Annotated in this window: 19 protein-coding genes, 1 rRNA gene and 1 riboswitch; of the genes, 10 read left to right on the top strand and 10 right to left on the bottom strand. The window is 72.0% G+C overall.

Translation table 11 applies throughout. The features are described from left to right. The 4 genes from ACH5AR_RS02610 to ACH5AR_RS02595 form a co-directional block, all read right to left on the bottom strand. Positions 1–295, bottom strand: a 16S ribosomal RNA gene (locus ACH5AR_RS02610); the annotation flags it as partial. A gap of 427 nt (positions 296–722) precedes the next feature. Then, the gene (locus ACH5AR_RS02605) at positions 723–1,799 is read right to left on the bottom strand and encodes a threonine aldolase family protein (RefSeq protein ID WP_396299544.1); all 1,077 of its coding nucleotides are present in this window, start codon (positions 1,797–1,799) and stop codon (positions 723–725) included. After that, the gene (locus ACH5AR_RS02600) at positions 1,796–2,554 is read right to left on the bottom strand and encodes an SDR family NAD(P)-dependent oxidoreductase (protein ID WP_396299515.1); all 759 of its coding nucleotides are present in this window, start codon (positions 2,552–2,554) and stop codon (positions 1,796–1,798) included. The genes ACH5AR_RS02605 and ACH5AR_RS02600 overlap by 4 nt, the downstream gene beginning before the upstream one ends. Further along, complete coding sequence (locus ACH5AR_RS02595) at positions 2,551–3,951, bottom strand: DUF6421 family protein (protein WP_396299514.1); 1,401 nt, start codon at positions 3,949–3,951, stop codon at positions 2,551–2,553. The genes ACH5AR_RS02600 and ACH5AR_RS02595 overlap by 4 nt, the downstream gene beginning before the upstream one ends. A 532-nt stretch (positions 3,952–4,483) precedes the next feature. Between ACH5AR_RS02595 and ACH5AR_RS02590 the strand changes: the two genes are divergently transcribed. The 5 genes from ACH5AR_RS02590 (at position 4,484) to ACH5AR_RS02570 (ending at position 9,210) form a co-directional block, all read left to right on the top strand. Continuing rightward, positions 4,484–5,371, top strand: a complete 888-nt coding sequence (locus ACH5AR_RS02590) for an ABC transporter substrate-binding protein (RefSeq protein WP_396299513.1) — start codon at positions 4,484–4,486, stop codon at positions 5,369–5,371. A gap of 143 nt (positions 5,372–5,514) precedes the next feature. Then, the gene (locus ACH5AR_RS02585; protein WP_396299512.1) at positions 5,515–6,366 is read left to right on the top strand and encodes an amino acid ABC transporter permease; all 852 of its coding nucleotides are present in this window, start codon (positions 5,515–5,517) and stop codon (positions 6,364–6,366) included. Further along, complete coding sequence (locus tag ACH5AR_RS02580; protein ID WP_396299511.1) at positions 6,363–7,121, top strand: amino acid ABC transporter ATP-binding protein; 759 nt, start codon at positions 6,363–6,365, stop codon at positions 7,119–7,121. The genes ACH5AR_RS02585 and ACH5AR_RS02580 overlap by 4 nt, the downstream gene beginning before the upstream one ends. A 431-nt stretch (positions 7,122–7,552) precedes the next feature. Next, positions 7,553–8,107 carry a DUF5134 domain-containing protein gene (locus ACH5AR_RS02575; RefSeq protein WP_396299510.1) on the top strand — a complete coding sequence of 185 codons (555 nt, stop codon included), beginning with the start codon at positions 7,553–7,555 and terminating at the stop codon, positions 8,105–8,107. 155 nt (positions 8,108–8,262) lie between these two features. Next, the gene (locus ACH5AR_RS02570; protein ID WP_396299509.1) at positions 8,263–9,210 is read left to right on the top strand and encodes a M56 family metallopeptidase; all 948 of its coding nucleotides are present in this window, start codon (positions 8,263–8,265) and stop codon (positions 9,208–9,210) included. Between the two features lie 110 nt (positions 9,211–9,320). On the opposite strand, the gene ACH5AR_RS02565 is transcribed toward ACH5AR_RS02570, so the two are convergent. After that, a complete protein-coding gene (locus tag ACH5AR_RS02565; protein ID WP_396299508.1) occupies positions 9,321–9,767 on the bottom strand; it encodes a MarR family winged helix-turn-helix transcriptional regulator in 447 nt (148 codons plus the stop codon). 87 nt (positions 9,768–9,854) lie between these two features. On the opposite strand from ACH5AR_RS02565, the gene ACH5AR_RS02560 reads away from it, so the two are divergent. Beyond that, a complete protein-coding gene (locus ACH5AR_RS02560; protein WP_396299507.1) occupies positions 9,855–11,369 on the top strand; it encodes an MFS transporter in 1,515 nt (504 codons plus the stop codon). 228 nt (positions 11,370–11,597) lie between these two features. Continuing rightward, positions 11,598–12,203 (top strand): TetR/AcrR family transcriptional regulator, encoded by a 606-nt coding sequence (locus tag ACH5AR_RS02555; RefSeq protein ID WP_396299506.1) that lies wholly within the window; start codon positions 11,598–11,600, stop codon positions 12,201–12,203. Positions 12,204–12,282: 79 nt separating this feature from the next. Here the strand turns inward: ACH5AR_RS02555 and ACH5AR_RS02550 are convergent, their stop codons facing one another. Then, positions 12,283–13,149: a helix-turn-helix domain-containing protein gene (locus ACH5AR_RS02550; RefSeq protein WP_396299505.1), complete on the bottom strand. Its 867-nt coding sequence runs from the start codon at positions 13,147–13,149 to the stop codon at positions 12,283–12,285. Positions 13,150–13,566: 417 nt separating this feature from the next. On the opposite strand from ACH5AR_RS02550, the gene ACH5AR_RS02545 reads away from it, so the two are divergent. Further along, positions 13,567–14,124 carry an ATP-binding protein gene (locus tag ACH5AR_RS02545; protein ID WP_396299504.1) on the top strand — a complete coding sequence of 186 codons (558 nt, stop codon included), beginning with the start codon at positions 13,567–13,569 and terminating at the stop codon, positions 14,122–14,124. A gap of 401 nt (positions 14,125–14,525) precedes the next feature. Here the strand turns inward: ACH5AR_RS02545 and ACH5AR_RS02540 are convergent, their stop codons facing one another. After that, the gene (locus ACH5AR_RS02540) at positions 14,526–14,789 is read right to left on the bottom strand and encodes a DUF397 domain-containing protein (RefSeq protein ID WP_396299503.1); all 264 of its coding nucleotides are present in this window, start codon (positions 14,787–14,789) and stop codon (positions 14,526–14,528) included. Between the two features lie 558 nt (positions 14,790–15,347). On the opposite strand from ACH5AR_RS02540, the gene ACH5AR_RS02535 reads away from it, so the two are divergent. Both ACH5AR_RS02535 and ACH5AR_RS02530 read left to right on the top strand, forming a co-directional pair. Further along, positions 15,348–16,304 carry a hypothetical protein gene (locus ACH5AR_RS02535; RefSeq protein ID WP_396299502.1) on the top strand — a complete coding sequence of 319 codons (957 nt, stop codon included), beginning with the start codon at positions 15,348–15,350 and terminating at the stop codon, positions 16,302–16,304. A 463-nt stretch (positions 16,305–16,767) separates the two neighbouring features. Further along, positions 16,768–16,928: riboswitch (cyclic di-AMP (ydaO/yuaA leader) on the top strand. Next, a complete protein-coding gene (locus ACH5AR_RS02530; RefSeq protein WP_396299501.1) occupies positions 16,915–18,285 on the top strand; it encodes a transglycosylase family protein in 1,371 nt (456 codons plus the stop codon). Its footprint overlaps the riboswitch before it by 14 nt. Before the next feature lie 264 nt (positions 18,286–18,549). Here the strand turns inward: ACH5AR_RS02530 and ACH5AR_RS02525 are convergent, their stop codons facing one another. The 3 genes from ACH5AR_RS02525 to ACH5AR_RS02515 form a co-directional block, all read right to left on the bottom strand. Continuing rightward, positions 18,550–19,569 carry a LacI family DNA-binding transcriptional regulator gene (locus ACH5AR_RS02525; protein ID WP_396299500.1) on the bottom strand — a complete coding sequence of 340 codons (1,020 nt, stop codon included), beginning with the start codon at positions 19,567–19,569 and terminating at the stop codon, positions 18,550–18,552. Positions 19,570–19,594: 25 nt separating this feature from the next. Further along, positions 19,595–21,292, bottom strand: a complete 1,698-nt coding sequence (locus tag ACH5AR_RS02520; protein ID WP_396299499.1) for a glycoside hydrolase family 13 protein — start codon at positions 21,290–21,292, stop codon at positions 19,595–19,597. Between the two features lie 112 nt (positions 21,293–21,404). Then, positions 21,405–22,310, bottom strand: a complete 906-nt coding sequence (locus ACH5AR_RS02515; protein WP_396299498.1) for a sugar ABC transporter permease — start codon at positions 22,308–22,310, stop codon at positions 21,405–21,407. Positions 22,311–22,344: the final 34 nt, after the last annotated feature.

Below are 22,344 nucleotides of genomic sequence, written 5' to 3'. Positions count from 1 at the left end.
CCCTCTCAGGCCGGCTACCCGTCGTCGCCTTGGTAGGCCATTACCCCACCAACAAGCTGATAGGCCGCGGGCTCATCCTGCACCGCCGGAGCTTTCCACCAACCCCCATGCGGAGGAAGGTCGTATCCGGTATTAGACCCCGTTTCCAGGGCTTGTCCCAGAGTGCAGGGCAGATTGCCCACGTGTTACTCACCCGTTCGCCACTGATCCACCCCGAAGGGCTTCACCGTTCGACTTGCATGTGTTAAGCACGCCGCCAGCGTTCGTCCTGAGCCAGGATCAAACTCTCCGTGAATGTTTACCCGTGATCGGGTCCACACCCGCGTTGAGCGGCACGGCAACCACCGGAATAGGGCGGCCCCGCGCACTGCGTCCTCGCTAGTGTTTGTTTCAAAAGGAATCTCCAACCCCAGTCACAAGGACCGAGGCCGGGGATGTCAACATATCTGGCGTTGACTTTTGGCACGCTGTTGAGTTCTCAAGGAACGGACGCTTCCTTCGCGCCGCCTTCCGGCAGGCCCTCCGGGCTTCGTTCTTTCGTGTTTCCAGCTTATCAGACGCTTTCCGCTCCGTTTTCCGGAGCTTCCTTCATCGGATTCGCTTTCCGCTCTACCGCCCCGGTCTCCCGCGGCGACTCCGGAACTGTACGGGGACCGACCCGCCACATGCAAATCGTCCCGTCCCGCTGCTGCGGGACGGGACGATCCGTTGGTCGAGCGCCGTCAGGCGCGGCCCATCTCCTCGGCGATGGCCTCCGCGAAGGCGTCGATGTCGGCCTCCGTGGTGTCGAAGGCGCACATCCACCGGACCTCGCCGGTGTGCTCGTTCCAGAAGTAGAAGCGGTAGCGCTTCTGGAGCCGCTCGCTGACCTCGCGCGGGAGGATCGCGAAGACCGCGTTCGCCTGGACCGGGCGGACCACCTCGACGCCCTCGATCCCGCGGACCGCGGCCTCCAGTCGGCGGGCCATCGCGTTGGCGTGGCCGGCGTTGCGCAGGTACAGGTCGCCGGAGAGCAGCGCCTCGAACTGGACCGAGACGAAGCGCATCTTCGACGCGAGCTGCATCGAGGTCTTGCGCAGGTACTTGATGTTGCGCACCCGCTCCGGGTTGAGCACCACCACGACCTCGCCGAACAGGAGGCCGTTCTTCGTCCCGCCGAACGACAGCACGTCGACGCCCACGTCCGTGGTGAAGGCGCGCAGCGGCAGCCCGAGCGAGGCGGCGGCGTTGGCCAGGCGGGAGCCGTCCACGTGGACGAGCATGCCCAGCTGGTGGGCGTGCTCGGTGATCGCGCGGATCTCGTCGACGGTGTAGAGGGTGCCGAGCTCGGTGCTCTGGGTGATGGAGACCGCGAGCGGCTGCGCGCGGTGCTCGTCGCCGAAGCCCCAGGCCTGCTGGTCGAGCAGCTCGGGGGTGAGCTTTCCGTCCGGGGTGGGGACGGTGAGCAGCTTGATGCCGCCCATCTTCTCCGGGGCGCCGCCCTCGTCCACGTGGACGTGGGCCGTCTCGGCGCAGACCACCGCGCCCCAGCGCGGGAGCAGCGACTGGAGGGCGACCACGTTGGCGCCGGTGCCGTTGAAGACGGGGTAGGCCTCGGCCTTGTCGCCGAAGTGGCGGCGGAAGACCTCCTGGAGGTGGTTCGTGTAGTCGTCCTCGCCGTAGGCGATCTGGTGGCCGCCGTTGGCGAGGGCTATCGCGGCGAGGACCTCCGGGTGCACGCCGGCGTAGTTGTCGCTGGCGAAGCCGCGGACGGCGGGGTCGTGCCGCCGTACCGCGTCCGTACGGGTGAGGTCGGTCATCGGGCTGTCAGCCACAGGTGCTGTCCGTTCAGTTCTGCTGCGGGGCGGTCCCAGAGGCCCGCCAGGTGTCCGGCGAGGTCGGCGGTGTCGGTGAAGCCGGCGAACTTCGCCTCCGGCTTCTCGGCCCTCATTTCGGGGCTGACCAGCGCCTTGATGACCAGGATCGCAGCCGCGGCGGTGGGCTCGCCGTCGGGGGCGGTGGTCTCCTTCTTGAAGGAGTCCGCCATGGCGAGGGTCCACGCCTCGGTGGCGGCCTTGGCGGCCGCGTAGGCGGCGCCGCCGGCGGTGGGCTTGTGCGCGGCCGACGCGGAGATCATCGCGTAGCGGCCGGCGGTGCTGCGGACCAGCGCGGGCTGGAAGGCCAGCGAGGTGTGCTGGAGGGTCCGCACGACGGTGTCGTGCAGGAAGTCCCAGTCGTCCAGCCGGGTGTCGAAGAAGGTCTTGCTGCCGCGCCAGCCGCCGACGAGGTGGAAGAGGCCGTCGACGTGCCCGTGCTCGGACTCCAGGTGGTCGGCCCAGTCGTGGACCTCCTGCGGGTCGAGCAGGTCGATGACCTGGCCGCTGACCTTGGCACCGCGGACGGCCACCCGGGTGGCGTCCAGGGCGGACTCCAGGCGCTGGGCGTCGATGTCGGCGCCGATCACGGTGGCGCCGTCGGCGGTGAGGCGGCGCAGCACCGCGCGGCCGGCCGGGCCGCTGGCTCCGGCGACGGCGATGACCTTGCCGGCCAGCGGGGCGGTGGTGGAGGTGGTCACGCGGCGGCTCCCTGGATCCCGGCGCCGGTGATGCCGGCGGTGGCGGCGATGACGCCGCTCAGCTTCTTGTTGAGGGCTTCGTAGAACATGCTCAGCGGGAACTCGTCCGGGAGCACGGCGTCGCACAGGGCCTTGTTGAGGGCCTTGCCGTCGGTGATGTCGAGCGGCAGCGCCTCCGGGCCCTTCGCCCAGGTGGAGGCCGGGTGCGGGGTGAGGTAGCGGGAGACCAGCTCGTAGGCGGCGATCCAGTGGGCGGCCTTGGGCCGGTCGATGCCGTCGCGGTACAGGGTCTCGATCTCGCCGCAGAGCGCGTTGGTGACCTGCGGGGCGAGCTCCCAGTCGATGCTGAGGCGGTTGTCGCGCCACTGCAGCGCGCCGTGCTTGTGGAGGTAGGCGAAGAGCAGCTGGCCGCCCATGCCGTCGTAGTTGCGCACCCGGTCGCCGGAGACCGGGAAGCGGAACAGGCGGTCGAAGAGGATCGCGTACTGGACGTCGCGGGCGTGCGGGTTGCCCTCGGTCTCCAGCTGCACCGCCTCCTTGAAGGTGGTGAGGTCGCAGCGGAGCTCCTCGAGGCCGTACATCCAGAACGGGCTGCGCTGCTTGATCATGAAAGGGTCGAACGGCAGGTCGCCGTGGCTGTGGGTGCGGTCGTGGATGAGGTCCCACAGGACGAAGGTCTCCTGCGCGCGGTGCTGGTCCTGGAGCAGGCCCTCGGCGTCGGCGGGGATCTCCAGGCCGAGCTGCTGGACGGCGCTGGTGGAGACGGCGCGGAAGCGGGCGGCCTCGCGGTCGCAGAAGATGCCACCCCAGGTGAACCGTTCCGGCGCCTTGCGGACGGCAACCGTCTCGGGGAAGAGCACGGCGGAGTTGGTGTCGTAGCCGGCGGTGAAGTCCGTGAAGGTGATCGGCACGAACATCGGGTTGTCGAAGCGGGTGCGCTCCAGCTCGGCCAGCCAGTCGGGCCACACGACGCGCAGCAGGACGGCTTCCAGGTTGCGGTTGGGGTTGCCGTTCTGGGTGTACATCGGGAAGACGACCAGGTGCTCGAGGCCGTCCTCGCGCTGGTCGGCGGGCTGGAAGGCGAGCAGCGAGTCGAGGAAGTCGGGCTCGCGGTAGCCGGTGTCGGCCCACTTGGCGAGGTCCGCGTCGACGGCGGCCAGGTAGGCGGCGTCGTGCGGGAAGTTCGGGGCAAGCTCCTCGACGGCGGCGCGCACGGTGGCGACCAACGGGTCGACCGTCTGCCGCTGGACGGCGGAGAGGTCGATCGAGCCGTCCTTCGACTGGAGCGGCCGCAGCGTCTCGACGGCGTCCTTCAGGCGAAGCCAGGCCGGGTGGCCGGCGAGGGGCGAGACCGCGGTGTCGGCCGCCACAGCGAGCCTTGGCGAAAGATTCTGCATCGTGGACTCACTTCGACAGGAGTTATTTCAACGAGGACACCATAAGTACGAAAGGTTCTCCCGTTCAAGGGGGCCTGGACCGACAAAACTCCGGCATGCCGCCTTCCCGGAGCGGAAACCTTCGACGGGAGCGGGCTGTCCGGCATGTGGACATTGATCTGGATGTTCTGGACAGATGTGCCGTTCTGATGCGAACCTCCCGGCATGCTCCCGGCGGTGATCACGGTGGCCGTACGCCACGACAGCCCGTTCCGGGCGCCCTCCCGTCGGCACGTCTGCCGCCGCTGTCGCGCGCGCGGCCTCAGCTGCCGCTGTCGCCGCTGTTGTTGACCGGCATGCCGCCGAGCCGGCGGCATGCCGGTCCGGCTCGGAGGGTGCCGCGGACGCGTGCCCGTACGCCGACCATGCCGCGTGTGTTCCGGCGCCGCCACCGGGGGGAAGTGAACCCGCCAGGACGCGCGCCGTCCCTCGCGCCCTCCCGTGCCCCCTCCCCGTTCTCCCGTCCCGCCGGTCCCTTCCCTGGAGCCCCGTCATGACCATCCGCAAGCCGTCCGCCGCACTGCCCGTCGCCGCGCTGGTCGCCGCCGCGGCCGTGCTGACCGCCTGCTCGCCGCAGGACTCGACGTCGGACGCCGCCTCCGCCGCGCCGGGCGCGGCCGGGTCCGCGGCGGGCTGCGCGCCCGGGGCGCTGGCCACCCGCACCGCGGGGACGCTGACCGTCGGCACCGACAAGCCCGCGTACGACCCGTGGTTCTCCGAGGACAAGCCGGAGAACGGCAAGGGCTTCGAGTCCGCCGTGGCCTACGCGGTCGCCGAGAAGCTCGGCTACCCGAAGGAGAAGGTCAGCTGGGTGGTGGCGCCGTTCAACAAGGCGACCTCCCCGGGCACCAAGGACTTCGACTTCGACATCAACCAGGTGTCCGTCAGCGACGAGCGCAAGCAGGCGGTGGACTTCTCCTCCGGCTACTACGACGTGCGCCAGACCGTCATCGCGCTGAAGGGCTCCAAGGCGGCCGGCGCCAGGAGCATCGCCGACCTCAAGGGTGCCAAGCTCGGCGCACAGGTCGGCACCACGAGCCTGGACACCATCACCGGGACCATCAAGCCGAACACCCAGCCGGCCGTGTTCGACTCCAACGACCTCGCCAAGGCCGCCCTGAAGAACGGCCAGATCGAGGCCCTGGTGGTGGACCTGCCGACTGCCTTCTACATCACCGGCGCCGAGGTGCCGGAGGCCCAGGTGGTCGGCCAGTTCGAGACGGCCACGCAGGGCGAGCAGTTCGGCCTGGTGCTGGACAAGGGCTCCAAGCTGACCGGCTGCGTCTCGCAGGCCGTGGACGCGCTGCGCGCCGACGGCACGCTGGCGAAGCTGGAGAAGCAGTGGCTCTCCGACGCCGTCTCGGCTCCGGTGCTGAAGTGAGTGCCGATCCGGGCCCCGGGGCGAGCGGCACGGGCACGGGCGGGAGCGCGCCGGGCGGTGCCGGGCCGGTGGGGCTCGCCAAGGCGCCCGGCCCTCGGAACGGGGCAGCGGAGGGCCGGACCGGGGCAGCGACGGCGCCTGCGGTGGACGACTACCGTCCGTCCGAACGGCGGCTGGCGCACGAGGCCTACCGCCGCTCCCGGGGCCGCCGCTCGGCGCTGATCGCCACCGCGTCGACCCTGGTGACGGCCGTCGTGCTCTACCTGCTGGTCGTCAACTCCCCGGGCTGGCAGGTGACCCGGCGGACCTTCTTCAACCTGGACTACGCCCGCCAGGCGCTGCCCGAGGTGCTGAAGGGGCTGCGGCTGAACCTGGAGCTGATGCTCGGCTGCGGTGCGCTGATCCTCGTGTTCGGGCTGCTGCTGGCGGTGCTCCGGACGTTGCGCGGGCCCGTCTTCCTGCCGGTGCGGCTGCTCGCCACTGCGTACGTGGACTTCTTCCTCGGGCTGCCGATGATCATCTGCCTGCTGGTCATGATCACCGGGGTGCCGGCGCTGCGGCTGACCGGCGTGACCACCGATCCGCTGCTGCTGGGCGGCGCGGCGCTGGTGCTGACGTACTCGGCGTACGTGTCGGAGGTGTTCCGTTCCGGCATCGAGTCGGTGCACCCGAGCCAGCGCGCCGCGGCCCGGTCGCTGGGGCTGACCAACGCCCAGGCGATGCGGTACGTGGTGCTGCCGCAGGCCGTCCGCCGGGTGGTGCCGCCGCTGATCAACAACCTGGTGAGCCTCCAGAAGGACACCGGACTGGTCTCGATCGGCGGCGCGATCGACGCGGTGTACGCGGCGAAGATCATCGCGGCCCGCTCCTTCAACTTCACGCCGTACCTGGTGGCGGGGCTGGTGTTCATCGTGCTGACCATTCCGCTGACCCGGTTCGCCGACTGGCTGACCACGCGGATGAACCGCCGCCAGCTCCAGGGAGGTGCGGTGTGACGGCGAACGAGGTGCTCCGGCTGGAGTCGGTGCGCAAGACCTTCGGCGGCCAGGTGGTGCTGCGCGACGTGGACCTCGCCGTGGCCGAGCACTCGGTGACGGCGCTGATCGGGGCCTCCGGCTCCGGCAAGTCCACCCTGATGCGCTGCGTCAACCTGCTGGAGGGGATCGACGACGGGGCGATCTTCCTGGACGGTGAGGAGATCACCGATCCGCGCGCGGACGAGGACGCCGTGCGGCGCCGGATCGGCGTGGTGTTCCAGTCGTACAACCTGTTCCCGCATCTGACGGTGCTGGAGAACATCACCCTCGCGCCGCGCCGGGTGCACAAGGTCGCCCGGGCCGAGGCGGAGGCGCGGGCGCTGGAGCTGCTCGACCGGCTCGGGCTCGCGGCCAAGGCGCAGGAGTACCCGGACCGGCTCTCGGGCGGGCAGCAGCAGCGGGTCGCCATCGTGCGCGCGTTGGCCACCGGGCCGCGGCTGCTGCTCCTGGACGAGATCACCGCGGCGCTCGACCCGGTGCTGGTCGGCGAGGTGCTCTCGGTGGTGCGGGACCTCAAGGAGCAGGGGATGACGATGGTCCTCTCCACCCACGAGATGGGCTTCGCCCGTGAGGTCGCCGACCGGGTCTGCTTCCTGGACGGCGGGGTGGTGCTCGAACAGGGGCCGCCGGAGCAGGTGCTCGGCGATCCTCAGGAGGAACGGACCCGGCAGTTCCTCAGCCGGGTGGTCGCCTCGGGGCGGCTCCAGGGCTGAGCGGGGCGGACCTGCGGTACGGGCGGCGGGCGGCGGGGCGTACGGCCGGTGTGCGGCGGGGCCTACGGCCGGTGTGCGGCGGGGCCTACGGCCGGTGTGCGGTTGGGGTGCGGTTGGCGTGCGGTTGGCGTGCGGCCAGGGCGTTCACAACGGCGGGCACCCCTGTGCGCCCCCGTACGCGCCCTGGCCACGCCCGGCCGGGTGCGGTGATCGTGGACCGGACGTCCGTCGCCGCGCACGGGAGCAGCGAGCAGGCGACAGCTCGCCGACGACGGCTGACGGCTGACAGCTGACAGCTGACAGCTGACAGCTGACAACTGACGGCGAACAGATGACAGCCGACAGATTTCATCATCTGTTCGCTGACAGCTGTCCGCCGTCCGCCGTCATCTGTTCGCCGCCCCGTCGCCCACCGCCCCGGGAGGCTGCCGTTGTACGGATCCACCCTGGTCAACTGGCTCCTCGCCCTCCTCGCCGCCGGCGCCGGCACCTCCTGCCTGGTCCGGCTGCGCCACTCCCCCTGCGCCCCGGGCGGCGCCCACCCCCCGTCGGTCCGCGAGTCCGACGCCGCCGAGGCCCTGATGGGACTCGGCATGGCCGCGATGGCCGTCACCGGCGCCGCCGTCCCCGCAGCCGTCTGGGCCGGACTCTTCGCCCTCCCCGCCGCCGCCTTCCTGCTCGCCGCCGCCCACGCCCCGGCCGGCCGCGCCCACCGGCTGCACCACGCGGTGGGCGCGCTCGCCATGACGTACATGGCCCTCGCGATGACCACCGCCTCCGGCCACGCCCACCACCAGGCCCCCGCCCTCGGCCTGCCGGTGCTGACCGGAGCGCTCCTGCTGTACTTCGGCGCCTACACCCTCTGGACCGGCAGCCGGCTGCTGCGCACCCCGGCGGGCGTCCTCGCGGTCGGCACCGCCGGCCTGCCGCAGGCCTGCCGACTCACCATGGGGATCGGCATGTTCGCCATGCTCCTGACCATGTGACGGTCGCACGACCGACCGCTCGGAGGCCCCAAGCGCCCGGGCCCGGCGTGGCGTTGGTCACTGGCCGGTCGAAAGCCGTTCCACCGGGCGTCGCCAGCGCATAGGTTGGCAGGGAGCGCGCTGTCGCGTTCCGTGCGTACTCGGGGAGCCCATCGATGCCTGCCCTGATCGGCCTGCTGCTGCTCGGCCTGCTGCTCTCGACCGTCGCGCCCCGGCTGCTCGCCCGGGCCCGCTGGGCGGAGCGCGAACCGGTGCTGGCCCTGCTGGTGTGGCAGTGCCTGGTGGTGGCCGTCCTGCTCTGCTGCGCACTGGGCCTCCTGCTGGCGGCCTCCGCCGCGCTGCCGGAGCTGCGGGCCCTGCTGTTCCGCGGCGCACCGCACGGCGTGGAGGCCGCGTACGGCCTCCAGGACGCCGAGGGCTGGGGCCGGCTGTGCGCCGCGGTGCTGGCCGCGGGCGGGCTCCAGACGGTCCTGGCGCTCACCCGGGAGGTCCGCACGGCCAAGGCGCTGCGCAGTCGTCGGCACGCCCAACTGGCGACCCGCGCACCGGAGTTGCCGAGCACCATCGAGACCGGCCGGAGCCGTCGGGAGCGGCTGGTGGTGCTGGAGAGCGTCCGCCCGGAGGCGTGGTCGCTGCCCGGGCCCGACTCCCGGCTGGTGGTCACCACCGGCGCCCTCCGGCAGCTGACCGACCGGGAGCTGGCAGCCGTGCTGAGCCACGAGCGCGGCCACGTCCGGGCCCGGCACCACTGGCTCCAGCAGTTCGCCCAGGCGCTCGCCTCCGGCTTCCCCGGCGTCGGCGTGTTCGAGGCCTTCCGGAACCAGGTGGCGGAGCTGGTCGAGCTGGCCGCCGACGACCGCGCCGCCCGCCGCCACGGCCGACACACGACCGCCCTCGCACTGGCCGAACTCAACCTGGACCGCGGAGTGTTCGGCTCCTGCCCGCCCGGCCTGGCGCAGTCACCGAAGCGGGTCGACCGGCTGCTCGCCGGCCGCCCGCGGCTCTCCGTCCCGCACCGGCTGCGGCTCACCGTCGCGGCGCTCGCCGCGCCCGCCGTGGTCGTCCTGCTGGCCGCGGCACCGGGGCTGCACTCGCTGCTCTGACCTGCCGCCCTGACCTGCTCCGACCTGCCCTGACGACACCTGGCAGCGAGCAAATCCACGCCCCAGCCAGCATCCTGACGGAGCGTCAGATCGTCGGCCCGCCAGTCCCGTCAGTCGGAGGAAGGCGAACCAGAAGGGGCCTCGCAGGAGGGGACGGGCCCGTCACCCAGGGTCTGCGCCAGCACCTGCCGGTGCAGCGGCCTGGCCTGCTCGTAGCGCTCCCGGCCGGCCTCGGTGAGGGTGAGCTGGACGCCCCGACGGTCGCTCTCGCACATCGCCCGGGTGACCAGTCCGGCCTTCTCCAGACGGGCGATCAGCCGGGAGAGGGCGCTCTGGCTCAGATGGACGTGGTGGGCCAGCTCGCTCACCCGCACCGCGGACCCCGGCCCGCCGCACGCCTCGACGAGGCGCTCCAGCACCTCGAACTCGCTCATGCCCAGCCCGTGGCGCTCGCCCAGCTCGCGATCGAGCATGCAGGCCGCGGAGGCGTGCCGGGCCAGCAGCTCGCGCCACTGCGCGACGAGACCGGTCTCCGCCGGGGAGTCGAGTTCTGCCACGCCGCCACCCTAGCACGTGCGCCAGAAATTAATGCGTTCACATCTAATTTACTTGCATTGAATGCATGTGCATGTACTGTCCTCCCCATGACCACCGCGACCATCTCGCCGCCCGATGCCCCGTCAACCAGCGGGCCGCACTGGACTCCCCGCCTCTGGGGCACCCTGATCGTGCTCTGCGCCGCCATGTTCCTGGACGCCCTGGACGTCTCGATGGTGGGCGTCGCCCTCCCGTCCATCGGCTCCGACCTGCACCTCTCCACCTCCACCCTGCAGTGGGTGGTCTCCGGCTACGTGCTCGGCTACGGCGGCCTGCTGCTGCTCGGCGGGCGCGCCGCCGACCTGCTCGGCCGCCGCCGGGTGTTCCTGGTGGCCCTGGGCGTCTTCGCCGCGGCCTCGCTGGTCGGTGGCCTGGTCGACGACGGCGGCCTGCTGATCGCGGCCCGGTTCCTCAAGGGCGTCAGCGCCGCCTTCACCGCCCCGGCCGGCCTGTCGATCATCACCACGACCTTTGCCGAGGGCCCGGCCCGCAACCGGGCGCTGTCGATCTACACCACCTGCGGCGCCAGCGGCTTCTCGCTCGGCCTGGTGCTGAGCGGCCTGCTCACCGAGGTCGGCTGGCGCTGGACCTTCCTGATGCCCGTCCCGGTCGCGCTGATCGCCCTGCTCTTCGCCTTCCGGCTGCTCCCCCGGCCGGTCGAGGAGAACGCCAAGGGCGGCTACGACGCCCTCGGCGCGATCACCGGCACCGCGACCGTGCTGCTGCTGGTCTTCACCGTCACCGAGGCCCAGGGCGCCGGCTGGCTGAGCCCCCGCACCCTCGGCTCGCTGCTCGTCGTCGCCCTGCTGGCCGCCGCCTTCCTGCGGGTGGAGAGCCGCGCCGCGCACCCGCTGGTCCGGCTCGGCATCTTCCGCAACGGTGCGGTCGCCCGGGCCAACGTGGTCGCCTTCGCGATGACCGGCGCGTACGGCGGGTTCCAGTTCGTGGTCACCCTCTACCTCCAGCACCTGCTCGGCTGGTCGGCGCTGGAGATGGCCCTCGGGCTGCTCCCCGCCGCGGCCCTGATCGCGCTCTCGGCCCCCTTCATGGGCCCGATCGTGGACCGCTTCGGCACCGGGCGGCTGCTGCCGATCGGCCTGCTCTCGCTGGTCGCCGCGTTCGCCCTGTTCCTGCGGCTGGACGAGCACAGCTCCTACCTCGGCCTGGTGCTGCCCTCGATGCTGCTGCTCGGGGTGGGCTTCGCCTTCGCCTTCCCCTCGGTGAACATCGCCGCCACCGACGGGGTGGCCGACGAGGAGCAGGGCCTGGCCTCGGGCCTGGTGAACACCGCGATCCAGGTCGGCACCGCCGTGGTGCTGGCCGGGGCGACCGCGATGATCACGGCCGGCAGCGCGGGCGGCGACGGCCCGCAGGCCCAGCTCGACGGCTACCGGCCGGCGCTGCTGTTCGTCACCGCGGTCGCGGTGGTCGGCCTGGCCGTCGCGGCGGCGGGCGCCCTGGTGGACCGGCGGCGCGCTTCAACCCCCGCGTCGCTGCCGGACTATGATGACCAGCCAGTCGGGTCGACCGCGAACAGGTCCGTGGTCCTGACCGAGCGCTGACCCCGGGCTCCCCCCGCGGCCCCTCCCGGAACCGTCGGGCCGTGGCGCCGGCTCCACCAAACCCCCGTGTTGGTGGAGCCGGCCGTCTTCGTGGCGGCCGCCCAGGCAGCGCCCGTCGGGGCGCGGTACCTCGGTGCGGCTGTCGGCTCCGCAAGTATATTGGCTCGGAGCCAACGAACGTTCGGAGCAGACACGATGGCACCTCGCGGGGATTCGGTCAATGAGGAGATGCGGCAACGCTCCCGCCAACGCATCATGCGGGCCACCGTCGAACTGGTTGACCAGCGCGGTTACGCGGGCACCACACTGACGGACATCGCCGAACGGGCCGGTCTCGCCCGCGGACTGCTCTCGTACTACTTCGACGGCAAACGGCTGCTGATGCAGTCCGCCACGCACCGGATGATGCACCTGTCGCTGGCCGGCGCCCTGGCGGAACTGGCCCCCGGCTCCTCCGCCGACGCCCGGCTGGCCCGGGCGATAGACGCCGTGCTCGGGCTGGCACTGGACCACCCCCGGGTGATGCGCTCGCACCTGGCCCTGATCCTCGACCCGGACACCGGCGCCTTCGTCCAGGACCCGGAGCAGCAGCAGCTCGGCGCGCTCCTCCAGGGGCTGCTCCGGGACTGGGGTGCGCCCGACCCCGCCGCCGAGCACGCCGTCCTGCGCAGTGCGCTGATGGGCGGCTGCATAGGCGTGCTGCTGCCGGGCGCCGAGATCCCGCTGGCGCCGATCCGGGCCGACCTCTTCCGCCGCTACGAACTGGCCTGGGAGCTGGGCTGCCCGCCGCAGGCGTCCCCGCCGGAACGCGAACGGCCGCCGGCCCGCGGCTGACGGCGGGTGGGCGGCCTGGACGACCGGCTGCCGGGGGCCTCGCGAGCGAGGGGACCCACAGGCCCCGGACAGCAGTGGCTCAGCGTTCCTTCAGGATCGAGGCGAGCAGGTCTATCGTGCGCTCCGGCGTGAGGCTGTCCACGCAGAGCCGCTCCATGACCTGGATGTAGGCGTCGACGTCGTCGCGCTTGTCCAGGTAGAGCGCACTGGTGAGCTGCTCCAGGTAGACCACGTCCGCGAGGTCCTGCTCCGGGAAGCGCAGGATCGTGAACGCCCCGGACTCGCCCGCGTGCGCGCCGAACCGGAACGGCATGACCTGGATCACCACGTTGGCCTGCTCGGCGACGTCGATCAGGTACTGCACCTGACCGCGCATCACCTGGGGCCCGCCGACCGGCCGGCGCAGCGCGGCCTCGTCGATGACCGCCCAGAGCCGCGGGCTGCCGCCCTCGGTCAGCAGCTTCTGGCGGCGCAACCGGAGGCTGACCCGCCGTTCGACCTCCTCCTCGCTGATCACCGGCCGACTCTGGCCGAAAACCGCCCGTGCGTACTCCTCGGACTGGAGCAGCCCGGGGATGAACTGCACCTCGTAGGTGCGGATCAGCTGGGCGGCCTCCTCCAGGCCCACGTAGGTCTGGAACCAGCCCGGCAGCACGTCGTTGAAGCTGTGCCACCAGCCGGACTTGTTGGCTTCGCGGACGAGGCCGAGCAGGGCTTCCCGCTCGACGCCGTCGTCCACGCCGTACAGGCTGAGCAGGTCGGCGACGTCGCGCTCCTTGAAGCTGACGCGGCCGAGTTCCATGCGGCTGATCTTGGACTCGGAGGCCCGGATCGCGTAGCCCGCGTCCTCGCGGGTGATGCCGCGCGCCTCACGCAGGCGACGCAGCTGCGAGCCGAGGAGGATCCGGCGGACCATCGAGCCGCCGCCCGGCTGAACTGTGGTCATGCGGTCGAAACCTCCACCTAGGGCAAACAGCGCACAGTCTGCCATCAGTTGAGCGCTCACGGTGCCGATACTGACGGATGTTCCTATCAGTTCTGCACTCCACGCACCAGGATGCACGTGCATCCGGCGCTTGCATATGCCAATAGTGCGACTGCACGTGAATCGACTCTTGCATCTGCAGTGAGCGCACACCACCATGGTGCACGTGCACCTGCACATCCCTGGCAATCCCGCGGGCTCCGCGTCGACCCCACGCGCGACTCCGTGCACCGACCCGACGGCACCCCCGCGTCATCGGGCGTTCGAGTGCGCGCGCGCCTGGTCGAGGGGGCGGCCGAGCGGCCGAGCGAGTCGGAGGTGACCGGCATGACCCCGGCGGGTCCAGCCGTGTCCGCCCCCTTATGGGAGGAGCTCTTCATGAGCACCGGTACGGCCTTGGCGGTTGACCCCCATGTGGTCACCTGCACGCTCGCTCCCCGCTTCGAAGCCGTCAGAACCGCGCGCGACTTCGCTCGGACGACGCTCCAGCAGTGGGGCCTGACGGAGCTGTTCGACGATGTCGCGCTGGTGGCCTCGGAACTCGTGACCAACGCGCTCCGGCACGCGATCGGTGCACGGCCGGACCCGTCGGGCTGCGCCCAGGGCGAGTACGACTTTCCCATACAGCCGACCCCGGAGGGCCGGCTCCCGATCCGAATAAGCCTGGTTCACCGTGCGCCCCAGGTGGTCTGCGCGGTGAGCGATCCGAGCTGTGTCGGCCCGATCGCCCGGGAGGCCGACTTCGTCGCCGAATCCGGCCGCGGGTTGCACCTGGTGGAGTCGTTCAGCCGCTCCTGGGGCTGGCACCCCCTGGGCAGCGGCAAGGTGGTCTGGGCGATGTTCGAGGCCGAGGCGGTCGGCGGCTCCCCGCTCGACGGACGCCCCGGGCTCGGCGGCCCGGTCGACGTCGGTGGGCGGCATCGGCGATCGGCCTAGCACGGGCCCGGCGCCGGACGGCGCGCGCCGCAGGGGAAGCCCCGGACGGGGAAGCCCCCCGGGGGCCACACCCCGGGCCCTGCCGGCCGGCCCGCCCAGCGGCCCCGGCGGCGGGAGACGGGAAGCGCCCCGGATCGGCCCGGCGGATCCCCGGAGGTCCACACCGGAGCCGCACCGGAGCCGCACCGAGAGCCGCGGTGAGCGGCCTCGGCGGAAGGCCTCGACGAAAGGCCTCGGCGGCGGGCCCGCTACAAGGGGCCGCGGGGGAGGCTCCGAAAGAGGCCGTGCGGAAGGCCTCGCGGGAGGCGCCCGCGGAAGGGGCGCCCGGACGAGGCAAAGACAAAGGCCGTCGTGGTGTCGGCACCCACGACGGCCCCCCGATGGCGGAGCACGGCGGCCGGTCAGACCGCCAGGTGGTCGAACTCCCCGTCCTTCGCCCCGAGCAGCAGGGCCGCGATCTCGGCCCGGGTGTAGATGAGCGCCGGACCGTCCGGGAACCGCGAGTTGCGCATCGCCACGTCGCCGCCCGGCAGGGCCGCGAACTCGACGCAGTTGCCCTGGGAGTTGCTGTGCCGGCTCTTCTGCCAGACCACCCCCTGGAGATCGGTGGCGGCCATCCCGTTGTAGGTGTCGAACGAGCCGTGCGTGTCCTGCGAGTCGTGCATAGAAATCTCCCGAAGAGCTCCGGAGTTGTCGTCCTGCGCGGCGCCCCCGGCACCGCCGAAACGAACGGACCGGCCCCGTACCGGTCCGGCACAACGCCTCACTTGACGCGATGATAGCCGCAGTGCACGTGCATCAGCACGGGACGTTGCAGGTGCACGAGGCATTTTGTCCGCCGCCGCGATCTCTTCACGAGCCCTTCTCCTGACGGTACGTAAACGGACATAGCCGATGAATCGTCGAGCGCGCGATAACCGGCCGTGAGCACCTCCCCGCTGAATGTTGATCTTCGAACGCCGGGAGTCGCCCGCCCGTGACCCTCCGTCAGGCCGACCTCATGCTGTGAGACATCTCACGCGTCACGGGCGCAACGTCCGCCCCCTCCGATCGCGTTGTGGCTACCACGGGGTACGACTCGGGGGTTGGGTGAGGAATGTCCGGATTGTAGGCAATGCGCGCGGACCGGCCCCGAAGCCGCACCGCGCCCGCACCCTGACCGCGCGAAACCCGTACGGCAGCCGACTGCAAGCCGGACGGGCCGATGTCCTACGATCTCCGGCATGAGCACCGCAGCCATCCCGGGCGCGCCACTGCCCGTCCGCACTCCAGGCTCCCGTGCGCGGGGGCGCCACCGTCGTCCCGAGCGCCCCGAGATCCCGGCCGGCGCCCCGGCCCTGGTGCTCGCCGTGCCCGCACCCGCCGGACCCGAGTCCCGCTCGGTGGTCGAGGAGCTGCTCTCGATCGTCCGCACCGAGCACAACGGCGTCCAGACGGCGGTCGGCTACCTCCCCGGTGACGGCACCGGCGCCGCGGAGGGCGAGGACCGCACGGTGGCCGAGCTGCTGGCGCTGGCCGCCGAGGCCGGGCTGCCGATGCCCGTCCTGGTCCCGCTGGTGCCCGGCCCGCACGCCTTCCTGGGCGAGCTCCACGCGCTCGCCGCCGAGTACGGAGCCCCCGTCACCGACCCGCTGGGCCCGCACCCGCTGCTGGCCGAGGCCGTGCACGTCCGACTCTCCGAGGCCGGGCTGGCCCGGGCCGACCGCGCCCGGCTGTTCGCCATCGCGACCGCCGCGGACGGCGTGGTGCTGACCACCGTCGGCGGCGAGGACGCGGCCGCCGCGGCCGGCATCACCGGCGTACTGCTGGCCGCGCGACTGGCCGTGCCGGTCGTCGCCGCCGCGCTCGACGTGCCCGGCTCGGTGGCCGCCGCCGTCAACCACCTCAAGGACACCGGCTCGCAGCGCCCGGCGCTGGCCCCGCTGGTGATCGGCCCGGAGGCAGACTCCGAGCTGCTCGCCACCGCCGCCGAGGAGACCGGCTGCCCGTCGGCCGCGCCGCTGGGCGCCTACCCGTCCGTCGGCCAGCTGATCGCCGCGACCTACCTGGCCGCGCTGCCCGCGCCCTCCGCGGAGGACCTGGCACGGGCCGAGGCGGAGGCGGCCGCCGCCGGGGCCGACGGGGCCCCGGAGGGCGCTCGCGGCGCCCACGCGGCCGCCGAGGCGCCCGCCGGGCAGTAATTTCGACACCGCGCGCCCGCCGACGTGCACCGAAGGGCCCGGAACGGCATCCGTTCCGGGCCCTTCGGCATGCTCGCCGCCCTTCCGAGCTGCACGGGGCACGACAAAGGAATGTCCGTTCTGGCCTATTTGAAAGGAAATAGGAAGCGGCCGTCGGTCGCGGATCCGCAGCGGCGCATCACGGCCGCTCCCCCATCCGCCGACGCGCGCCGCAGGGCGATTCGACGCGCCGTCACCTCGCTCCTGAGGAGCAGCCAATTGTGGAGTTCTGCAACAGCATTGCCTGAAAAGGATCATTTGTGATCATGATGGGTGGCAATTTTGGCAGTTCCCACTAAACCGTGATGCGCATCACAAGGGTTTGCAGTTTGAACTTGAGTCTGATTAACGTGCTCCCCGTTCGTGACCACACGAACCCGGTTCATCCGCGACGCCGAGTCCTGCCGTCGGATGTCCTGGCAGCGCGATAGACGCACCACGGCAGGAGCGGGGGACCCACAGGTAAGTCGCCCCGGACCGCTCTCCGGAACGGTCCAGGGCTAGGGGTGAAGCCGTGCACACCGCACGGCCGGGCAACTCCGGCCCGAATCCGACAGCTCACCTCGCAGGCGTGGGAGAGGACCGCGTCTTCATGCTGCCCACCAACGGCACCAACGGCACCAGCCTGTCCAGCCGCACCCGTCGCGTGATCGCCGCCCTCGGCGTCGCCGGCGTCGGCCTCACCGTCCCGTGCCTCACCTCCGGCACCGCCTCCGCCGCCTCCGTCGCCACCTGGGACAAGGTCGCCCAGTGCGAGAGCGGCGGCAACTGGAGCATCAACACCGGCAACGGCTTCTTCGGCGGTCTGCAGTTCACCTCCAGCACCTGGGCCGCCTTCGGCGGCACCGCCTTCGCCCCGCAGGCCAACCAGGCCACCAAGGACCAGCAGATCGCGATCGCCGAGAAGGTCCTCGCCTCGCAGGGCCCCGGCGCCTGGCCGGTCTGCTCGGTCCAGGCCGGGCTCACCAAGGGCGGCGCCCCGGCCGCCGTCGACACCTCGGCGGGCTCCGCCTCGGGCTCCACCGCCGCCAAGCCCGCCCAGAGCGCCAAGCCGGCCGCTCCGGCGGCGAAGCCCACCGCCAAGCCCGCCCGGCCCCAGGCGCCGGCCGCGAAGCCCGCCACGCCCGCCACGCCCGCCCAGGGCGACGCGCAGGCCGCCATGGACTCCGCCGCCTCCGGCAACCGCGGCGACCGGGCCCAGACGGGCCGGCAGCAGGCCCAGGGCGGCGACTACACCGTCGTCGAGGGCGACTGGCTCTCCTCCATCGCCGACCGGCACAACGTGCAGGGCGGCTGGCAGCGGCTGTACGAGCTCAACCGCTCCACCCTGACCGAGGGGCCGGACAGCATCTACCCGGGCCAGCACCTGTCCTTCGACGGCAAGTCCGGCTCGGGCTTCACCTGGTTCGACCGCTCGCAGAAGTCCGGCCAGTCCGCGAACGGCGGTTCCGTGGACGCCCAGCCGGCCGCGCAGACCCAGCCCCAGACCCAGGCCCCGGCGACCAAGCCGTCCAGCAAGCCGGCCGCCAAGCCCGCTCCGCAGGCCCAGACCCCGGCCCCGGCCCCGGCCCCGGCCGCCACCGGCAGCATGGCCGCCGCGGTCTCCTTCGCCGAGTCGAAGGTCGGTCAGGCGTACGTCTACGGCGGCACCGGCAACGGCGGTTGGGACTGCTCCGGCCTGACCCAGGCCGCGCTGCGCGCCGCGGGCATCTCCGTCCCGCGGGTCGCCGCCGACCAGGCCGCCGCCAGCACCCACGTCTCGCTGGACAGCCTCCAGCCGGGCGACCTGCTGTTCTGGTCCAACAACGGCAAGGACTCCGGCGTCTACCACGTCGCGATCTACGTCGGCAACGGCAAGTACGTCGAGGCCGCCAACCCGAGCTCGGGCGTCCGCGAGCAGAGCATCGCCAACTGGGCCCCGGACTTCGCCGGCCGGGTCTGAGAACCACGGACAGATGACAACTGACAGCTGACAGATTTCAACATCTGTCAGCTGTCATCCGTCCACTGTCATCCGTCAGCCGCAGGCCCCCGCCCGCCCGCTGACCACCCGCCACCCCCGGGGAGAGTCTGGTCGCTCCTCCCCGGGGGTCCCGGCGTTCCCGAGGGCCGGTCCGGCCGGCCCCACACACGTCGACGGGCCCCGGAGAGCAACGCCCTCCGGGGCCCGTCGACCGACCGTGGCAGCGGCCGTTACGGCCGCGGCTCAACGCGCGCAGGCCCCGGTGGACCCGCGCATCACCAGCTCCGGCTGGAACATGAACTCGCCGCGCTGCGCGGCGTTCCCGCCGACCTCCTCCAGCAGCGCGTCCACCGCCGCGGTGGCCATCGCCTCGACCGGCTGCCGGATCGTGGTCAACGGCGGCTCGGTGAAGGCGATCAACGGCGAGTCGTCGAAGCCCACCACGGACGCGTCCTGCGGCACCGACAGCCCGCGCTGCCGCACCGCCCGGATCGCCCCGAGCGCCATCATGTCGCTCCCGCAGACGATCGCCGTACAGCCCTTGTCGAGCAGCGCGCCGGCCGCCGCGTGCCCGCCCTCCACGCTGAACAGCGTGTGGTGGACGAGGTCCTCGGCCTCCTCCTGGCCGCGCCCGAGCACCGCCCGCATCGCCGCCGTGAACCCCTCGATCTTGCGCAGCACCGGGACGTACCGGCGCTGGCCGACGGCCAGCCCGATCCGCTCGTGCCCGAGTTCGGCCAGGTGCTGGACGGCCATCCACATCGCGGCGCGGTCGTCCGGCGAGATGAACGGCGCGTCGATCCGCTCGCTGTAGCCGTTGATCAGCACGAACGGCACCCCGCGCCCGGCCAGCCGGGCGTAGCGGTCGTGGTCGGCGGTGGTGTCGGCGTGCAGCCCGGAGACGAAGACGATGCCCGCCACGCCCCGGTCCACCAGCATCTCCACCAGTTCGTCCTCGGTGGACCCGCCCGGCGTCTGGGTGCACAGCACCGGCGTGTAGCCGTGCCGGCTGAGCACCTGCTCGATCACCTGGGCCAGCGCCGGGAAGATCGGGTTGCTCAGCTCCGGCGTGATCAGACCGATCAGCCCGGCGCTGCGCTGGCGCAGGCGGGTCGGCCGCTCGTACCCGAGCACGTCGAGCGCCGCCAGCACGGTCTGCCGGGTGGCGGCGGAAACGTTCGCCTTGCCGTTGAGCACGCGGGAGACGGTGGCTTCGCTGACCCCCGCCTGCGCCGCGATGTCTGAGAGTCGCGCCGTAGTCACGGTCCCAGAGCCTATTCCAACCACGTCAGACCGCCCACCAGCCGGTGCAGTCCGGCGCGAGCACCGTTTCGCCGCCGTCCACCACCAGGTCGGTGGAGGCGAGCAGCAGCGTGCCCGGCGCCGCGATCCGCACCGGCTCGCCGGTGGTGTTCACGGTGCAGACGAAGGCGCCGCGGCGGAAGGCCAGGGTGCCCTCGGGGCTCTCCAGCCACTCGACCCCGGTCCCCGCGCCGAGGTCGGGCCGCGCCCGGCGGACGGCCAGCGCGCTGCGGTAGAGCTCCAGGGTGGAGGTCGGGTCCCCGGTCTGCGCCTCGACGCTCAGCTCGGCCCACTCGGCCGGCTGCGGCAGCCAGGACGGGCCGCCGGCCACCGGGCCGAAGCCGTACGGGGCCTCGGTGCCGGACCACGGGATCGGGACGCGGCAGCCGTCGCGGTAGCCGTCCTGGCCGGCCTGGCGGAAGAACGACGGGTCCTGGCGGACCTCGTCGGGCAGGTCGGTGACGTCCGGCAGGCCGAGCTCCTCGCCCTGGTAGACGTACGCGGAGCCGGGCAGCGCGAGCATCAGCAGGGTGGCCGCGCGGGCCCGGCGCAGGCCGAGTTCGCGGTCGCCGGGGGTGCGGATCTGGGTGCCGAGGCCGGGCTCGTTGGCGAACCGGGTGGCGTGCCGGGTGACGTCGTGGTTGGACAGCACCCAGGTGGTGGGCGCGTCGACCGGACGCATCGAGTCGAGCGAGAGGTCGATCACCTCGCGCAGCGCGGCGGCCTCCCAATCGGTGCCGAGGTACTGGAAGTTGAAGGCCTGGTGCAGCTCGTCGGGCCGGACGTAGTTGGCGGTCCGCTGGACGGTCGGGGTCCAGGCCTCGGCGACGCCGATCCGCTGCCCCGGGTACTCGTCGAGGATCCTGCGCCAGCTGCGGTAGATCTCGTGCACGCCGTCCTGGTCGAAGAACGGCATGACGTCGTTGCCGAGCAGCTTCAGCTGGTCGGCGCCGCCGAGGTCGGGCAGGCCGGGGGCCTTGACCAGGCCGTGGGCGACGTCGATGCGGAAGCCGTCCACGCCCATGTCCAGCCAGAAGCGCAGGATCGAGCGGAACTCGTCGGCGACGGCCTGGTTCTCCCAGTTGAAGTCCGGCTGCTCCGGGGCGAACAGGTGCAGGTACCAGTCGCCGGGGGTGCCGTCCGGGTTCGCGGTGCGGGTCCAGGCGGGGCCGCCGAAGATGGACTCCCAGTCGTTGGGCGGGAGTTCGCCCTGCTCGCCCTTGCCGGGGCGGAAGTGGTAGCGGTCGCGCAGCGGGGAGCCGGGGCCCTCCCGCAGGGCACGCTGGAACCACTCGTGCTGGTCCGAGGAGTGGTTGGGGACGAGGTCGACGATGATCCGCAGGCCCAGGTCGTGGGCGTCCCGGATCAGGGCGTCGGCGTCCAGCAGGGTGCCGAACATCGGGTCCACGGCGCGGTAGTCGGCGACGTCGTAGCCGGCGTCCGCCTGGGGCGAGGCGTAGAACGGCGAGAGCCAGACCGCGTCCACCCCGAGGTCGCGCAGGTAGGGCAGTCGGCTGCGGATGCCGGGCAGATCGCCCATGCCGTCGCCGTTGGAGTCGGCGAAGCTGCGCGGGTACACCTGGTAGATGACCGCGTCCCGCCACCAGCCTCTGGACGCGCTGACGTTCGCCTCGTGAGCGCTGTCGGCGGCAGGCCGGGAGGTGTCGGCCAGGTTCTGGGTCATGGACGGTATCCCTTGCGGACTAGAGAGGAGCGGAGGGCGCCGGGACGCGGAGGCACGCGACGACGTGCGGGCGCCTGACGACGCGGCGGGCGCGTGACGACGCGGCGGCGCGCTACGACTTGGAGGCACCGGCGGTCAGGCCGGTGACCAGGTGGCGCTGCACCAGGTAGAAGAAGGCCGCGGACGGGATCGCGATCAGCACGGCGGTCGCGGCCATCAGGTTCCACTGGGCGTCGTGCTCGCTGACGAAGGTCTGGAGACCGACGGCCAGGGTGTACTTGTCGGAGCTGAGCATGAACGTGGAGGCGAACGGCACCTCGGCCCAGTAGGTGAGGAAGGAGTAGAAGGCGGCCACCGCCAGGCCCGGGCGGGCGAGCGGCAGCACCAGCCGCCAGAAGGTGCCGAACGGGCTGAGCCCGTCGACGCGGCCGGCCTCGTCGATCTCCACCGGGATGGTGTCGAAGTAGCCCTTCAGCAGCCAGGCGCAGTAGGGCACGGTGGTGGTCGAGTAGACCAGGATCAGGCCGGTGTAGCTGTCCAGCAGGCCGAGTTCGGAGAGCATCGTGTACATCGGCACGATCAGCACCGCGATCGGGAACATCTGGGTCACCAGCAGCGACCACATCAGCGGCCGGTGCCCGGGGAACTTCATCCGGGAGACGGCGTAGCCGGTGGTGGCGGCGACCATCACGCCGAACACGGTGGTGATCCCGGAGACCAGCAGGGCGTTGCCGAACCAGGTGAAGAAGTCGGTGTCGGACAGCACGTGCCGGTAGTTCGACAGCGTCAGCTTGTCGAGGATCTGGCCGGGGTGGAGGTAGTCGGTCTTGTCCGGGCCGAGCGAGACGAACAGGATCCACGCGACCGGGAACAGCGCGATCAGGCCCGCCAGGACGAGGGTGCCGTGGGACAGCGCCCGGGCCAGCGGGCTGCGCTCGCCGCGGCGGCGGACCCGGGCGGGCCGGGCCGACGGGGCCGTGGCCGCCGCGCGGGCCGGGAGTTCGGTGGTGGTGCTCATCGGGGGTACCTGCCTTCGTGGGTCAACTGGGTCC

The sequence above is a fragment of the Kitasatospora sp. NPDC018619 genome (assembly GCF_044391605.1).
In the GTDB taxonomy this organism is placed as follows: Bacteria; Actinomycetota; Actinomycetes; order Streptomycetales; family Streptomycetaceae; genus Kitasatospora.
Note: the sequence above shows the minus strand (reverse complement) of the source record. Positions and strands in the feature narration are given on the sequence as shown.

What these genes read in the sequence shown, in the direction of transcription:
- ACH5AR_RS02595 (WP_396299514.1), bottom strand. Translation starts at nt 3,951, where the DNA reads ATGCAGAATCTTTCGCCAAGGCTCGCTGTGGCGGCCGACACCGCGGTC.
- ACH5AR_RS02545 (WP_396299504.1), top strand. Translation starts at nt 13,567, where the DNA reads ATGAGCACCGGTACGGCCTTGGCGGTTGACCCCCATGTGGTCACCTGC.
- ACH5AR_RS02520 (WP_396299499.1), bottom strand. Translation starts at nt 21,292, where the DNA reads ATGACCCAGAACCTGGCCGACACCTCCCGGCCTGCCGCCGACAGCGCT.
- ACH5AR_RS02535 (WP_396299502.1), top strand. Translation starts at nt 15,348, where the DNA reads ATGAGCACCGCAGCCATCCCGGGCGCGCCACTGCCCGTCCGCACTCCA.
- ACH5AR_RS02570 (WP_396299509.1), top strand. Translation starts at nt 8,263, where the DNA reads ATGCCTGCCCTGATCGGCCTGCTGCTGCTCGGCCTGCTGCTCTCGACC.
- ACH5AR_RS02605 (WP_396299544.1), bottom strand. Translation starts at nt 1,799, where the DNA reads ATGACCGACCTCACCCGTACGGACGCGGTACGGCGGCACGACCCCGCC.
- ACH5AR_RS02555 (WP_396299506.1), top strand. Translation starts at nt 11,598, where the DNA reads ATGCGGCAACGCTCCCGCCAACGCATCATGCGGGCCACCGTCGAACTG.
- ACH5AR_RS02590 (WP_396299513.1), top strand. Translation starts at nt 4,484, where the DNA reads ATGACCATCCGCAAGCCGTCCGCCGCACTGCCCGTCGCCGCGCTGGTC.
- ACH5AR_RS02550 (WP_396299505.1), bottom strand. Translation starts at nt 13,149, where the DNA reads ATGACCACAGTTCAGCCGGGCGGCGGCTCGATGGTCCGCCGGATCCTC.
- ACH5AR_RS02560 (WP_396299507.1), top strand. Translation starts at nt 9,855, where the DNA reads ATGACCACCGCGACCATCTCGCCGCCCGATGCCCCGTCAACCAGCGGG.
- ACH5AR_RS02515 (WP_396299498.1), bottom strand. Translation starts at nt 22,310, where the DNA reads ATGAGCACCACCACCGAACTCCCGGCCCGCGCGGCGGCCACGGCCCCG.
- ACH5AR_RS02540 (WP_396299503.1), bottom strand. Translation starts at nt 14,789, where the DNA reads ATGCACGACTCGCAGGACACGCACGGCTCGTTCGACACCTACAACGGG.